This window comes from Streptomyces sp. GS7 (assembly GCF_009834125.1).
Lineage (GTDB): Bacteria > Actinomycetota > Actinomycetes > Streptomycetales > Streptomycetaceae > Streptomyces.
This window is the reverse complement of record NZ_CP047146.1, coordinates 1,939,218-1,952,076: the sequence shown is the minus strand read 5'-3', so window position 1 is coordinate 1,952,076 and position 12,859 is coordinate 1,939,218. Positions and strand designations below refer to the sequence as shown.

The window sequence follows — 12,859 nt, the reverse complement described above, 5'->3', positions numbered from 1 at the left end:
CATCCAATCATTCTGGATCACAAAATGGGCCCTCCGCCATCCTCACCAGGCACTTTCGATACACGACCTAGCTCTGCACCTCGCGCACCCAAGCCGTCAGTCCCGCCAGGAATCCCGCCCGCTCGCTCGGTGACAGCCCGTCCAGGGCACGGAGCAGCGGCTCGCCCCGCCGGACGACGAACGTTTCGAGCTGGGAGCGGTACTGCTCGGCCAGTGACACCAAGATCCGGCGGCGGTTCGACGGGTCTTCGGTGCGTTCCACGATCCCTGCCCGGCTCAGGCCGCCGACCAGCTCGCTGGCGGTGGGCAGCGACACGTGAAGCCGCCGGGCGATCTCGCCGACGGTCAGCGGCTGTCCGGCAAGGAGTTGGGGCAGTACGGCACCGTGGCGCGGCGTCAATCGGTGGGTCTCCATCGCGTCACGCAGCGGCGCCGGCATGAGTTCCCGGACCACTGCGCCACGGAAGTAGGGCTCCAGCAGTGGCGCGAGGCCGACGACTTGGGCTTCTTCGGGGGTCGGCGTCCGGCCTGCCTTCCCGGCTTCGTGGGTGTGGTGCATACTTGCGAGTGTATATGCTTTGGATATCCAAACCATTAGGCAACCCGAAGGGTGAATCGCTCATGGGGTCGATCAGCTACAGCGACGCGGTCAACGACGCCTTGGAACGGATGGCCGATCTCGGGTATGAGCGCGGGCAGGGAGTCGACCTCGCCAACCACGGCCCGATGGGCGCGGAGGCGCTTGCTCTGCTCGGGCAGGAGAGCGAGGTCGTCCGGTGGGTGGGCCGCTACCGTCGCGCGATGGAGCATCATGAGCCGCCCGCCGCGCGCTTCGCCCTGGATCCCGCGGACGACTCCTCCTGGCGGCCCGCGCTCGGGGCGTTCCGTCGTGCCGGGGACTGGGAGCGGCTTTTCGTCCGTGAGCTGGCCGAGGCGCACTGGCGCGAGGTCCTTGTCCGCTGGTGGCCGCGCCTGCTCCCCGGCCTGTTCGCTGGGCTCACCCACGGCCTCATACGCACCGCCCACGCGGTACGCAGCCTGTACGCCGCTGCCGACAAGCCAACTCTGCTCCAACTTGTAGAGCTGGCACGTGGGTTGGCCTACTGGGCCGCCCGCTACACCGAGCTCCCCGGACACCCCCGACTGCTGGGCCCTTACCGCCTGTCCACTGCTGTCGACGTGCTGCCCCGCGTGGCGCTGGACGGCGGACTGGAACCGGGTACCGCCCGCAATCGCCTGGATACTCTCGCCGAACTGCCCGGCTACAGCGAGTCGCTGGAGTGCCTGGCCCCGGAACAGGCGCCCCGGCTGCTGAGCGAGATGACGGAGCGGTTCGCCGACGTCTATCTCGGTCACCCCGAGGTGTACCCGGTTCCGTTGATCCACGGCGTCACCGCACCCGCCGCCGTCCGCCTTGTACTCCCACACCTGCCACACGAATTGCACGAGCCGACGCTGGCTCGACTCTGGCAGGTGCAGACGGCGTTCCTACTGGCCTTCACCGTAGACCGGCGCAACGAATGCACGGCGGCGTGGCAGACGGAGGTCCAGGACCTGCCCCCGACGTACGAACTGGGTGCCCTGGCCGCCGAACACGGCGATGAACACGTCATCAAATTCACTGAGGCATGCCTGCGCGAGTACGCCCTGCGGCCCAACCGCCGCTACCTGGCCGCCGCGTTCGCCGCACAGCGGCGCATCACTCCCCTGGACGCCGGCGGCGGTGTCGGGGGTCTACGCCCCGACACCCCCTAAAAGCCCCCCGCCCACCCGAAGCCGCCTCTCTCATTTCTCTTCTTGGAGCATTGAAGACGTGCACGAAGTCGACCTCGCGCGACTGCAGTTCGCGACCACAGCAACGCTGCACTTCCTGTTCGTCGCCCTCACCCTGGGGCTGGTCACGGTCGTCGCCGCTATGCAGACCAGGGCGATGCGCACAAGCGACCGGGAGCTGCGCTCGACACGGATGCGGCGGGTGCGTTTTTGGGGCGGCCTCTACGTCATCAACTACGCACTCGGCATCATCAGCGGCCTCACCCAGGAATTCCAGTTCGGGCTCAACTGGTCGGGCCTTTCGCACGTCATGGGCAATGTCGTCGGCGCGCCGATCGCTGTGGAGGCCATCGTCTCGTTCTTCCTGGAGTCGACATTCCTCGGTTTGTGGGCTTTCGGATTTGACAAGGTACCCGCCCGTGCCCATCTCGTACTGATCTGGCTGGTGGCCATCACGGCGTACGCCTCCACGTGCTGGATCATGGTGGTGAACGGCTTTATGCAGAAGCCCGTCGGCTATGAAATGCGCGGTGGTGAGGCCCGGGTCACGGACTGGTTCGCCATTCTTTCCAACGGAGCCACCTGGTACGCCGTGTTCCACGTGGCGGCGGCGGTGGCCCTACTCGCCGGGATGTTTCTCGCCGCGGTCAGCGCGCACCACATTCTCCGAGACCACGATGTCGAGTTCTTCCGCCCCACCCTGGTGCAGGGTTCCCTCGCCGCAGGCATCGGCGCACTCGTGACCGCCATCGCGGGCGGCATACATCTCGGCGCACTGCGCGGCTATCAACCCGAGAAGTACGCCGTTATCTCGGGGGAGACCGGCAGCGAACTCGACCAGGTGCGGTCCGCTTCGATAGCCAAGTACGGCTCCGGAGACTGGCTGCCGCCCGCTTGGCTGGGCTGGGCTTCCATGACCATGGTGGTCATCGGAGTGTTCCTGGTGCTCCTCTCCTGGATTCCGGCCACTGCGGTACTCGGCAACAAGGTCCCGCTGTCCCAGAAGCGCATCCGCCTCAGAATCGCCCAATTCCTCCTGCCTTTTGCCTTCCTGGCGTTGATCAGCGGATGGATCACCCGAGAAGTCGGACGTCAGCCCTGGATGGTCACGGGTGAACTCACTGTTCAGCAAGCCGTGTCCGATGTCTCGTTCGGCGGGATGCTCACCTCATTCATCGCCTTCACCGCCGTTCTGGTCACACTCGCCGTCATCGACTGGGTACTGATCGCCCGCTATGCCCGGATCGGCCCAGAAGGCGGACCGCTCCGCGACGCCCGCCCGTTTCCCCCGCTCGACACCTCTGGCCAGCAGCGAGAACTCGACATACGGACAGAGGATGGAGGATTGCCGTGGATATCTTCTGGTACGCCCTGACCGGCCTGCTCTTCACCGGCTATCTGGCCCTGGAATGCCTGGACTTCGGGGTCGGCATGTTGTTTCTCTTCGCCCGCACGGAGCAGGACCGCGAGCGGCTACGCCGCACCGTCGTACCACTCTTCCTCGCGAACGAAGTCTGGCTGGTCGCCTTCATCGGCCTGCTGTCCGGCGCACTGCCGCTGCTGGAAGGGGAGTTGCTCCACGCCTTGCGGATTCCAGTGGTCGTACTGCTGTGTGCCTGGTTCCTGCGCGACGCAGGTCTGTGGTTCCGCACCATGCATCCGGGACTGCGCTGGCGACGAACCTGGGATGCCGTGATTCCAGCGACCAGCCTGGTCCTGGCGGCCAGCTGGGGTGCGGTTTTGGCGACGCTGATACGCGGCCTTTCCACCAGCGGCACCGGACACGCCGTAGCCACAGCCAAAGACTTGCTGCACCCGTTCTCCCTCGCCTGCGCAGCTGTTGTCACCGTGGGAAGCCTGCGTCAAGGCACACTTTTCGCCGCGCCCAACCTGCCAGCCGGCACCGCGCTGGCCGCACGGACGGGACGCCTGACCCGGCAGCTCACTTACCCGCTGATCGCGCTGATCCTACTGACCACCGTCATCGGCCTGACCGTCTGCCCCGCCCCGGCAGCCCTGGCTGTCTGCGGGATCCTCTCCACCATCGCTGTGTACGGCTCCGCCCGCGACCACGCCGCCGGGCGCACCACCCGAGCCCTGCTGCAGGGCACGGTGCCGCTAGTCGCGCTGCCCGCCGCGATCGGCCTCATCAACGGGACGACGGCACTGGCCACCCGCTCCGGAGAGGGTGTGCTCACGCTCTCCAACACCATCGCGGACCCCACCACTCTCACCCTGCTGTCGGTCACCATACTTCCCACGCTGATCGCTGTGGCCTTCGCGCAGAGATGGATCTGGCGTGTGTTCCGATGAGAACGATGCTCTTCCAGCTCGCGGGCATGGCTGACGAAGTCGAACGCCATGCGCCCAACCCACGACCTCATAGCCCCCACCGCAGTTCGCCGCCTTGACTCCACGGCGGTGAGGGGAACGCAACGACACAACGCCACCGGCTTCCGCCATCGGCTTGCAGCCGAACTCGCCCTTTTCCGGCTGGCGATGCCCCATCCGGCGCACCGGGAACACGCGGCACACGGTGGACGCGCCGAGTCACCTAGCGAATCAGGGAAGGCCAATCATGCAGACACCGCTCTCCTGGCTTGCCGGTAGATACTCACTCGAACCGAAGAGTGTCCGACTTGCGTCGCTGGCATCGGTCGTGGCGAGCATCGCGATCGTCGTAACTGGCGGCATCGTCCGCCTTACGGGCTCCGGACTGGGCTGCCCAGACTGGCCAATGTGCACGGCTGACACGTTGGCCCCCACCGCGCAGATGGGATTACACGGCGCGATCGAGTTCAGCAACCGGCTTTTCACCGGTGTCCTCTGCGTGGTCGTGGGCTGGGCCATCATCACAGCCCGACTACAGAAGAATCCCATGCCTCCGGTGCTTCGCGGTTCTTGGGCACAGTTCTGGGTCGTCATCCTGAACGCAGTGGTCGGCGGGATCACCGTGTGGATGCGACTGAGCCCGTACATCGTCGCCGCGCACTTTCTCGCCGCGATGCTGCTGCTCTCGACCGCAGTGATCACCTGGGAGCGAGCCCGAAACCACGGTCCAACCAGATTGGAACCGCGAGAGTCGATGCCACTGCCGCCGCGCTGCCGCGCCGCCTCGGCCGTACTGCTCGCCGTGACCGCCCTGCTGGTCGTGGTGGGAACGCTCGCCACGGGGTCCGGCCCGCACGCGGGCGACTCCTCCGGTGTACAGCGCATGCCCTTCGACTGGTCGCTCATCACAAGCCTTCACGGAACGCTAGCCGTGGCGACCCTCGGCATCGCCGGGTTCATCCTCTCCGCCCTCCCCAACGACAACCCTGGCCGGGCCCGCCAGAAGACGGTTTTCTTCCTCGCTGTGGTCCTGGCACAGGGGGCTGTCGGAATGGTGCAGTCACTGACGAGCTTGCCGACACTAGCCGTGGTGCTCCACCTCTTCGGATCGACCCTCGCGTGGGCCGGCGCCCTGCAGGTGCATCTCACCATCCGGGCTTCCAATTCAGCTTAGAACTCCAGTTGCAGTTCGCTATTGCCGCTGGTCAGGGACGTCTTTTGGAGTGCAGTGAACTGCAGCTGGAGTACCGGGGTGCGTTTGAAAAGGAAGGCAGGCTGGGATCCTTGTACGCTGCCGCGGTCTGGTCGTCGTAGGCGATCCTGGCCATGTCGTGCCTCCTAATCGACACTGCTTCGAGATCGCGCCCCTGGGCTGACATTTCGGAGTCGGTCCACGACCCAGTATCCCAGGTCCAGTTCATCCAGCGAGAGTAGGCGCCAATCAGTACCAGGGACCTCTCCAGGAGACGCTACCGGCTTTCGCCCTTCACGAATTGACTGACGCCCAGTGGGCGGTGCTCAAGCCGCTGTTGCCGCGCGGCAAAGGGCCTGGTCGCCCACCGAAGCACACCAAGCGGCGGCTGATCGACGGGATTCGGTGGCGCACCCGGACCGGGGTGCCGTGGCAGAACGTTCAGCCGTACTACGGACCCTGGCGGTGCGTGTACTGGCTCTATCGCCGCTGGCAGCTCGACGGGGTCTGGTACGCAATCTTGACCACGCTCCAGGTCCGAGCCGACGCCGCCGGGCTGGTCACCTGGGACATGTCGGTCGACTCCGCCATCACCGCGCCCATGGATTTTCTTAACCAGGGGCGGCCGTTGCCGCGGTGCCCCTGGCATCGACCTGGGTGGCGCGTTGCCAACAACAGACTACGGGTGATCACTCGCGTGTGGCGTGTGCGCGGTCGAGGGGGATGAGGACCGCTGACCGTTTGGTGAGCTGCTCGCGGAGAGCCGTGTTCTCGGCGAGCAGGACGGCGATGACGGTGGCCGCGGCGTCAACCTGATCCTGGAGCCGCTGTCGCTCGTGGCAGTTGTTGAGCTGACGGCGGGGGAGGGTGATCTCCTCGGTCTGCTTCTGGTCGCGCTGGCTCGCCGGGCCTTGGCTGATGCGGCTGTCCCACTCGGCGAGGGCGCGCGGCGCGCGGTTCATGGTGGTCCGGTTGACGTCGGCCTCGCGCCAGAGGTTGTTCTTGGTGAGCTTGCCGTCGGTGCGGGTCGGCTGTCCGGTGAAGAGCCGTCCCACGGCTTCCCGAAGGGTGGGCCGCCCTGCGCACCCAAGCCAACGGACTCGACATCGTCGCCACCGTCATCCGCCAGGACAGCCGCTGGCCCGGCTGCACAACGCCGCCTACTTCGCCCGCTCCGCCTGCGCGAACTTCGCCTCGACGAGCCAGGTAAACCGCAGCGTATACCAGACATCTCCGGCCGGGCCAAGTCGCGAAATCTGCGGATCCTCAACCCCTGACAGCCCGAGCCCCAGGGCCGTTGCCGCCACTCTCCAACGAGGTCAACGTCGTGATCGCGTACCTGCAGCGCACCCAGCACACCATCGGTCTGCTCACCCGGCAGCTCGGGATGGGCGAGCACGTCGACCCCCGCGTGATCGACGGTGACTGCCACGGTGCCCCGATCGAGATGCTCGCCCGCTACGACGCCCTGCCGTATTTGGCCCAGCCGCTCGACGCTCCCGTCGAACGACTGGGGCAAAGGGCCCCGCAGCGGCCGGTGTGGTTCTGCTCGGTCCACTCCGACTCCCGCGATCCCGACCTGACCGACGTGCAGTGGGCCAATGTGGCCCGCCGGGTGGTCGCGGCGACCGGGATCGCCCCGGCGGGCGATCCGGATGCTTGCCGGTGGATCGCCCTGCGCAACCAGGCCCGCCAGGTGGTCGTCGTGGCGACCCGAGTCCGCGAGGACGGCGGCATCCACAACCCCTACCGGGACACCTTCCGCCTGCAACAGGAATGCCGGCGCATCGCGACCGACCTCGGCCACCTTCCCTCAGCTCCCCACCCGACCTTCCGTGCCCAGGAGACCCTCGTGCCTTCCCCCTCCATCATCATCACCACCGAGCCCAGCGGCAGCGTCTCGGCGAAGGGCGCCAACGACGACCTGTCCGCCACGCTCCTCAAGCACGCCGGTTTCCAGCAGATCCAGGACTGGTACGGCCGACGCCACCGCCTTCCCACCACTACCCCGACCGCCGACCGTTCTGCCATCGCCACCCACGCAACCGAGATGCTCCGCGCCGCCCGCTACACCGTCGATCTCGACCCCTCACTCGACACCAACAGGTCGACCGCCCCAGCAAACCTCCTCGGGCCCTACACGGCCGGAGCTGAAATCCTGCGCCTCACCGACCAGATCAGGGCCGTCGAGAACGGTGCCGAACTCCTACAGGCGGTCGATCACCTCCTCCACCCCGAGCAAGGCGCACTGGAACGTGTCCGGGAAGCGCTGGAGGCGGCAGGCGAGCAGATATCCGACCTCGACGACGAGGCGTATGCGGTCGCCGACCGGTTCGGCGTCGCTGCGGAGTTCGTCTGCGCGGCGCAGTCTGAACTCGTCGGTGAAACCGAATTGCAGCGTGTCGGCGACTCGCGGCAGGACCAGGTGGAGGTGCGGACGCAGTCCCCAGCGCTCCCCGGCTCCCGAATCGCGGCTCTCGCCACGTCGCCCGCGTCGGCCAAGGCCAAGGCGTCGTCAGCGCTCGGCGCTGGGGCACAGGAGGTCGGCCCGGCCGTACGTCCGTCGCAGGTCCCCGGCTCTCGGACTCGGTGACCCCGATGCGCTCCGCCTTTTCTCTCTCCGCCAACCTGCCGCGCGCCGGCCCGTCCATCCGGGTGGGGAGCACGCGCTCCCCCGTGCTCCCCACCCAGCTCACAACGTCCAGCACAACGACCGAGGAGGAACCGTGCCCGAGTTCTACCCGAGCATCGGCGAGGCCGGCGGCGCCGCGATGCAGCACAACGTCCGGCTCGCCAACGGCGGCGAGGCGTCCGGCTCCGACACGCCGCTGCAGGTCCGCTATCTGCCCCATCCGTCTGCCGACCCGCACTCCGTCCCCGGGATGATCGCCCGGCTCACCGAGACCGCACCTCCGGATGAGGTCGCCGGAATCATCCAGGAGGTCAACGGTGCCCTGGTCGGGGCCCTGCCGCAGCTGACCGAACTCGTCGCCGCAGCAGCCGACTGGGCGCGCGTCCGCCTGGACTTCGACGACCCGCGCCACAACCCGACCTTCGAGACGTGGACACGACTGGCTGCCGCCCACGGCATGCTCCGCGACGCCCAGGAGCAGTTGGAGATCGCCGAGGACGGGATCGCCGCGTGCCGTGTCGAACTCAGCGATCCCCGGCACCACGAGATGGTCAACGTCCTGCGGACCAGGGAACTGCTCAGCGACGTCCTCGGTGCCGACGCGGTCGCGGAAACCGCACCGCCCGCCACACGGAGTCCGGAGGCGGATCGGCAGCGCGTCGCCCGTGCTTCCTCCCCGCAGGCCGCCGCCCAGCGCACGACGCCCTCGGCCAGTACGTCAGGACCACCACCGGTCAGCGCCCCGCCGCCCCGGTCGCCACGCATCCGATGACCTCGACCACCGACTTCCCTCCGGAACAGGAGCTGCCCCGATGACCAGCAGAAGAGCGCCACGCGCCCCGCCCCACCACTCGCTCCGCTCACTCCCAGGACCAACCATGCCCGCACCGCGTACCAGCGCGCCCTCGACCACGACCGGGTCCGACGCGCTCCTCTACCTCCTCATCGCCATCCTCGGCATCGCCCTCGTCTTCGCTTCCCTGGCCTGGCTGACCGGCAACCTCACCAACACCCTGGTCGGTACCGGCCCCTGGGTGTCCTTCAGGGCCACCGACGCGCTGCTTCACCCCGACGTGCTCTGGCCGCACCTGAGCCCCACAGCACTGCTGGTCGGCATGCGGATCGCCCCCGGCCTGCTCTCCGTCTGTCTCACCATCGCCAGCCTCGTTCTCTGGATGCGGCTGCGCGGCGGCGCGAAGAACGGCCTCGCCAGCAAGGCGGATCTCGCTCCGCTGCTGGACAAGCAGATCACCGACAAGGCCAGGAGCCTGCGGCCGAGCCTGTCCGATCTGAAGCCGAACCAGGTCGCCCCGACCGACCGCGGGATCCTCGTCGGCACCCTCTCCCGGGGCCGGACCAAGGTCCGCGCCTCCTGGGAGGACGTGATCGTCGCAATCATGGCCCCGCGCTCCGGCAAGACCTCCGCACTGGCGATCCCCGCGATCCTCGCGGCTCCCGGCCCGGTCTTGCTGACCTCGAACAAGGCGGCGAACGACGCCTACACCGCGACGGTGGACGCCCGCGCCGAGATAGGCACGATCTGGACCCTCGACCCGCAGCAGATCGCCCACCACCCGCGCGAGATGTGGTGGGACATCCTGGCCGACGCCCGCGACCTCGCCGGGGCGAAACGCCTTGCCGGACACTTCGTCGCCGCCAGCGTGGACGAGTCGAACGGCTCCGACTTCTGGTCCACCGCCGCGAGCAACACGCTCGGCGCGCTGTTCCTCGCTGCCGCCAGTCACCGACGCCCCATCACCGACGTCCTGGCCTGGCTCGCCTCCCCCGCTGACCGCACTCCCGTCGACCTGCTCACCGACGCCGGCCACGACGCGGTCGCCGCCCAGCTCCAGGGCACCGTCAGCGGGGCCACCGAAACGCGGGACGGCATCTATGAGACCGCGCGGCAGTACGCGAGCTGCCTGCTCGACCCGGACGTCGCCGCCTGGGTCACCCCCAGCAAGCACCTTCCCGAGTTCAAACCCTCCGCGTTCGCCACCTCCCGCGACACGCTGTACCTCCTCAGCAAGGACGGCGGCGGCTCGGCGTCGGCGATCATCGCCGCAGCAGCCGATGCCGTGATGCGCGCGGCCGTGGTCGTCGCCGAGCGCTCCGGCGGGCGACTCGACCCGCCCGCCCTGTGCGTCCTCGACGAGGCCGCCAACGTCTGCAAGATCAGCGATCTCCCCGACCTGTACTCGCATCTCGGGTCCCGCGGGGTCATCCCAATCACGATCCTGCAGTCCTACCAGCAGGGCGTCCGGGTCTGGGGCCAGGCAGGCATGGACTCCCTGTTCTCCGCCGCCACGATCAAGCTGATCGGGTCCGGGATCGATGACGCGGACTTCGCCGACCGTCTGAGCAGGCAGATCGGTGACCACGACGTGCAGACCACATCGGTGTCGACCAGCGACGGCGCAAAGTCCACTTCGGTGAGCATGCGTACCGAGCGGATCCTGCCGCCGGACGCGATCCGCGCGCTCCCCAAGGGGAAGGCGCTGCTGCTCGCCACCGGCATCCGGGTGGCCATGCTCGACCTCCGGCCCTGGTACAAGGATCCCTCCGCCAAGATGGTCGGCCCGGCCTCGGTCCGCGCGACGAAGGCCATCACCGAGCGGGCCATCGCCAAGTCCCTTGGCCGCGACGACTTCGGGCTGTCGGCATGAGCGCACCCACGCCGCGATCCGGGCGTCTTGTGGGTTCACCGGTCGTTCGGCGCGACGGCCGGTGGTGGCTGGTCAGCGGTGCCGGTTCGATTCTCGCCACCGACCCCACGTTCACCGGCGCCCTGGACGGCTTCGCCGCAGCGGTGGCCGCCGCCGACCAGGCCATCGCTGACCTCCGTGTCCGGCAGGACGAGCCCCCGGCTCCCGGCTGCGGGGGTCAGCGATGAACCCGCTGCTGGGCGCCGAGCAGGCGGTGCTCGGCTCGGTGCTGCTCGACCCCGGTCAGCTCGCGCACCTCGACTGGCTCGCGCCGGACCACTTCTACCGGCCTCACCACCAGGCGCTGTTCGCCGCGCTGCGCAAGCTCCGGACCGATGGCCATCCCGCGTTGGCAGCCGAGGATTCCGTGCCGCTGTCATGGGTGACCGACGCGGTCGACGAGGCCAGCCTCCACGTCCGGGGCCTGACCGCGGCCTACGCGCACACCCTGATCTCGGCCTGCCCGCGCCCCAGGCATGCCCCGGTGTACGGGCGCATGGTGCTGGAGGGCGCGATCCACCGCAGTGTGACCGAGCACGCGATCCGTCTTCACCAGGCCGCCCGCGCCGACGCCCTGCAGGGCGAGGTGGAGGGAGCGCTGCACTATGCGGACGTCCTGACCGGGGTGCTCGGCGATCTCGCACGGCGTTGGGGGTTCGAGCCGCGCCCAGTCGCGCCTGCCACGCCACCGGCCGCTGCCCCTGTCGCGCCGCCACCGGTCCGGGCAGACCAGGCCGATGAGGACGGGCGGTTCCTGCTGGCGGTACTGGTCGAGCGGCCGAAGGCCATGGACGAAGTGGTCGGCTGGCTGCGGCCGGGCGACTTCGCCGACCCCGCCCACGGCCAGCTCTACCGCTGCCTCGGCGCACTGCACCACCGGGGCGAGCCCATCGACCGGATCACCGTGCTGTGGGAGGCCCAGCGTCGCGGTGTGCTGGCCGACGGCACGCTGTCCGCCGAGCAGCTCACCGCCATCTGCGACGGCATCGGCCCCGGCAGCGCCAAGTGGCTCGGCGAACAGGTCATGCGCTCCTCCGTCACCCGCACCGCTGCAGCCTCCGCCCGCGCCATCCGCGCGCTGGCCGAGAACGAGACCTTGGCTCCGGGGCAGCTCATCAGCCACGCGCTGCATGCGCTCGGTCCACTCGACGACGTGCGCACCCGCTGGCAGGCCGCGAACGGCCACCCCGCGCCGCCGTCGCCGGCCCCCGCGCCGCCGACCGAGGAACCCCCGATGGCACGAGTCCACGCCGCCCTCGCCCGCAGCACTCCACGACCGGCCTCCCAGCCACCGGAACGCCCATTCCCTGCCTCCAAGCCATCAGGCGCACGGCCTCCCTCGCGCACCCACGGCTGACTCACCCTCCCCGCCAACCCAAGCCATCCGACCGACCTCACCTCTGGAACACACCGTGGACAACACTCCTATCTCCGATGCCTTGGCCCTGCGCGCCACGGCCTCCACCTTCGACGCCCAGCGCCGCAAACTGCCGGTACCCGATGACCCCCAGCGCTCACCCGGCGCCGTCACCGTCGCACGCCAGATATCCGAACTCGGCAAGCCGATGACCGACTTGGGCAACGAGATCCTGTTTCGCGCCGCTGGCCAGGATCAGGCACCACACACGGCCCGGGTGATCACCAGCTTCGCCGCTGCCATCGCGCCCGCAGACGAAGCGGCTTCCGCCCTGGGGGCGGTTGCCCACCAGCTCGCCTTCCTGAGCCAGACCGAGCACCTTCGCGATCAGCCGGACGCTGGGGATGCCCGACAGGCCGCCCTGCGGGTGATAGAGGAAGCGCTCGCGAGCGCCGACGCGTCACTGCACGACGCGGCCAACTCCCTGCACGCCGCATCGGCAACGGTCTCGTCTCCGCCCATGCGGCTCCAGGCTGCCCGAAGCCAGTCCACGACCGCCGCACCCGCTCCGGGGCCGCCAACTGCCGGCGTCTCGACATCGGCTGCACCCTCGGACCGAGCGGTACGGGGCCGGTGACATGGAGACCTCCGCTGTGCGAGCGCCGTTGATCGGCTCGCTCTGCTCGGGATACGGCGGTCTGGACCTCGGGGTCCAGACCGCCCTCGGCGGCACCGTGACCTGGCATGCCGAGATCAACCCCGATGCCTCACGCATCCCGGCCCGGCGCTGGCCGGTAGGTCCAGGGGCTGGACGTGTCGATGGCATAGGTGTCCTGCGTACGTCGTTTGCGTAGGGGCACGCCGTGACT

At 68.7% G+C, this 12,859-nt stretch carries 13 protein-coding genes; 11 read left to right on the top strand and 2 right to left on the bottom strand.

The window, feature by feature from the left end; translation table 11 throughout:
• Nucleotides 1-67: 67 nt before the first annotated feature.
• Complete coding sequence (locus GR130_RS08315; RefSeq protein WP_159504107.1) at nucleotides 68-559, bottom strand: MarR family winged helix-turn-helix transcriptional regulator; 492 nt, start codon at nucleotides 557-559, stop codon at nucleotides 68-70.
• 62 nt (nucleotides 560-621) lie between these two features.
• Here GR130_RS08315 and GR130_RS08310 point away from each other — a divergent pair, with 62 nt between their 5' ends.
• The 5 genes from GR130_RS08310 to GR130_RS08290 all read left to right on the top strand — a co-directional run bounded on the left by GR130_RS08310 (nucleotide 622) and on the right by GR130_RS08290 (nucleotide 6,023).
• Nucleotides 622-1,755, top strand: a complete 1,134-nt coding sequence (locus tag GR130_RS08310; RefSeq protein ID WP_159504106.1) for a questin oxidase family protein — start codon at nucleotides 622-624, stop codon at nucleotides 1,753-1,755.
• A 58-nt stretch (nucleotides 1,756-1,813) separates the two neighbouring features.
• Complete coding sequence (locus GR130_RS08305; protein ID WP_159504105.1) at nucleotides 1,814-3,148, top strand: cytochrome ubiquinol oxidase subunit I; 1,335 nt, start codon at nucleotides 1,814-1,816, stop codon at nucleotides 3,146-3,148.
• Entirely contained in the window at nucleotides 3,124-4,086 is a 963-nt protein-coding gene (locus tag GR130_RS08300) for a cytochrome d ubiquinol oxidase subunit II (RefSeq protein ID WP_159504104.1), read from the top strand. The genes GR130_RS08305 and GR130_RS08300 overlap by 25 nt, the downstream gene beginning before the upstream one ends.
• A gap of 265 nt (nucleotides 4,087-4,351) precedes the next feature.
• On the top strand, nucleotides 4,352-5,278 hold the full coding sequence (locus GR130_RS08295; protein WP_236572940.1) for a COX15/CtaA family protein: 927 nt from the start codon (nucleotides 4,352-4,354) through the stop codon (nucleotides 5,276-5,278).
• 319 nt (nucleotides 5,279-5,597) lie between these two features.
• Nucleotides 5,598-6,023: a transposase gene (locus GR130_RS08290; protein WP_159504103.1), complete on the top strand. Its 426-nt coding sequence runs from the start codon at nucleotides 5,598-5,600 to the stop codon at nucleotides 6,021-6,023.
• Here the strand turns inward: GR130_RS08290 and GR130_RS08285 are convergent.
• Nucleotides 5,986-6,351, bottom strand: a complete 366-nt coding sequence (locus GR130_RS08285) for a hypothetical protein (RefSeq protein ID WP_159504102.1) — start codon at nucleotides 6,349-6,351, stop codon at nucleotides 5,986-5,988. The genes GR130_RS08290 and GR130_RS08285 overlap by 38 nt on opposite strands.
• A gap of 272 nt (nucleotides 6,352-6,623) precedes the next feature.
• Between GR130_RS08285 and GR130_RS40375 the strand changes: the two genes are divergently transcribed.
• From GR130_RS40375 to GR130_RS08255, 6 genes are all read left to right on the top strand, one after another.
• Nucleotides 6,624-7,889: a hypothetical protein gene (locus GR130_RS40375; RefSeq protein WP_236572939.1), complete on the top strand. Its 1,266-nt coding sequence runs from the start codon at nucleotides 6,624-6,626 to the stop codon at nucleotides 7,887-7,889.
• Nucleotides 7,890-8,022: 133 nt separating this feature from the next.
• The gene (locus GR130_RS08275; RefSeq protein ID WP_159504101.1) at nucleotides 8,023-8,700 is read left to right on the top strand and encodes a hypothetical protein; all 678 of its coding nucleotides are present in this window, start codon (nucleotides 8,023-8,025) and stop codon (nucleotides 8,698-8,700) included.
• A gap of 106 nt (nucleotides 8,701-8,806) precedes the next feature.
• The gene (locus GR130_RS08270) at nucleotides 8,807-10,594 is read left to right on the top strand and encodes a type IV secretory system conjugative DNA transfer family protein (RefSeq protein WP_201304833.1); all 1,788 of its coding nucleotides are present in this window, start codon (nucleotides 8,807-8,809) and stop codon (nucleotides 10,592-10,594) included.
• Complete coding sequence (locus GR130_RS08265; protein WP_159504100.1) at nucleotides 10,591-10,821, top strand: hypothetical protein; 231 nt, start codon at nucleotides 10,591-10,593, stop codon at nucleotides 10,819-10,821. The genes GR130_RS08270 and GR130_RS08265 overlap by 4 nt, the downstream gene beginning before the upstream one ends.
• Nucleotides 10,818-11,990: a DnaB-like helicase N-terminal domain-containing protein gene (locus tag GR130_RS08260; RefSeq protein WP_159504099.1), complete on the top strand. Its 1,173-nt coding sequence runs from the start codon at nucleotides 10,818-10,820 to the stop codon at nucleotides 11,988-11,990. Before GR130_RS08265 ends, GR130_RS08260 begins: the two co-directional genes overlap by 4 nt.
• Before the next feature lie 55 nt (nucleotides 11,991-12,045).
• Nucleotides 12,046-12,627, top strand: a complete 582-nt coding sequence (locus GR130_RS08255) for a hypothetical protein (RefSeq protein ID WP_159504098.1) — start codon at nucleotides 12,046-12,048, stop codon at nucleotides 12,625-12,627.
• The last annotated feature ends 232 nt before the right edge of the window (nucleotides 12,628-12,859 follow it).

Bases quoted from the DNA above. Each gene is read 5' to 3' on its own strand.
- GR130_RS08310 (WP_159504106.1), top strand. From the start codon at position 622: ATGGGGTCGATCAGCTACAGCGACGCGGTCAACGACGCCTTGGAACGG.
- GR130_RS08260 (WP_159504099.1), top strand. From the start codon at position 10,818: ATGAACCCGCTGCTGGGCGCCGAGCAGGCGGTGCTCGGCTCGGTGCTG.
- GR130_RS08270 (WP_201304833.1), top strand. From the start codon at position 8,807: ATGCCCGCACCGCGTACCAGCGCGCCCTCGACCACGACCGGGTCCGAC.
- GR130_RS08295 (WP_236572940.1), top strand. From the start codon at position 4,352: ATGCAGACACCGCTCTCCTGGCTTGCCGGTAGATACTCACTCGAACCG.
- GR130_RS08315 (WP_159504107.1), bottom strand. From the start codon at position 559: ATGCACCACACCCACGAAGCCGGGAAGGCAGGCCGGACGCCGACCCCC.
- GR130_RS08265 (WP_159504100.1), top strand. From the start codon at position 10,591: ATGAGCGCACCCACGCCGCGATCCGGGCGTCTTGTGGGTTCACCGGTC.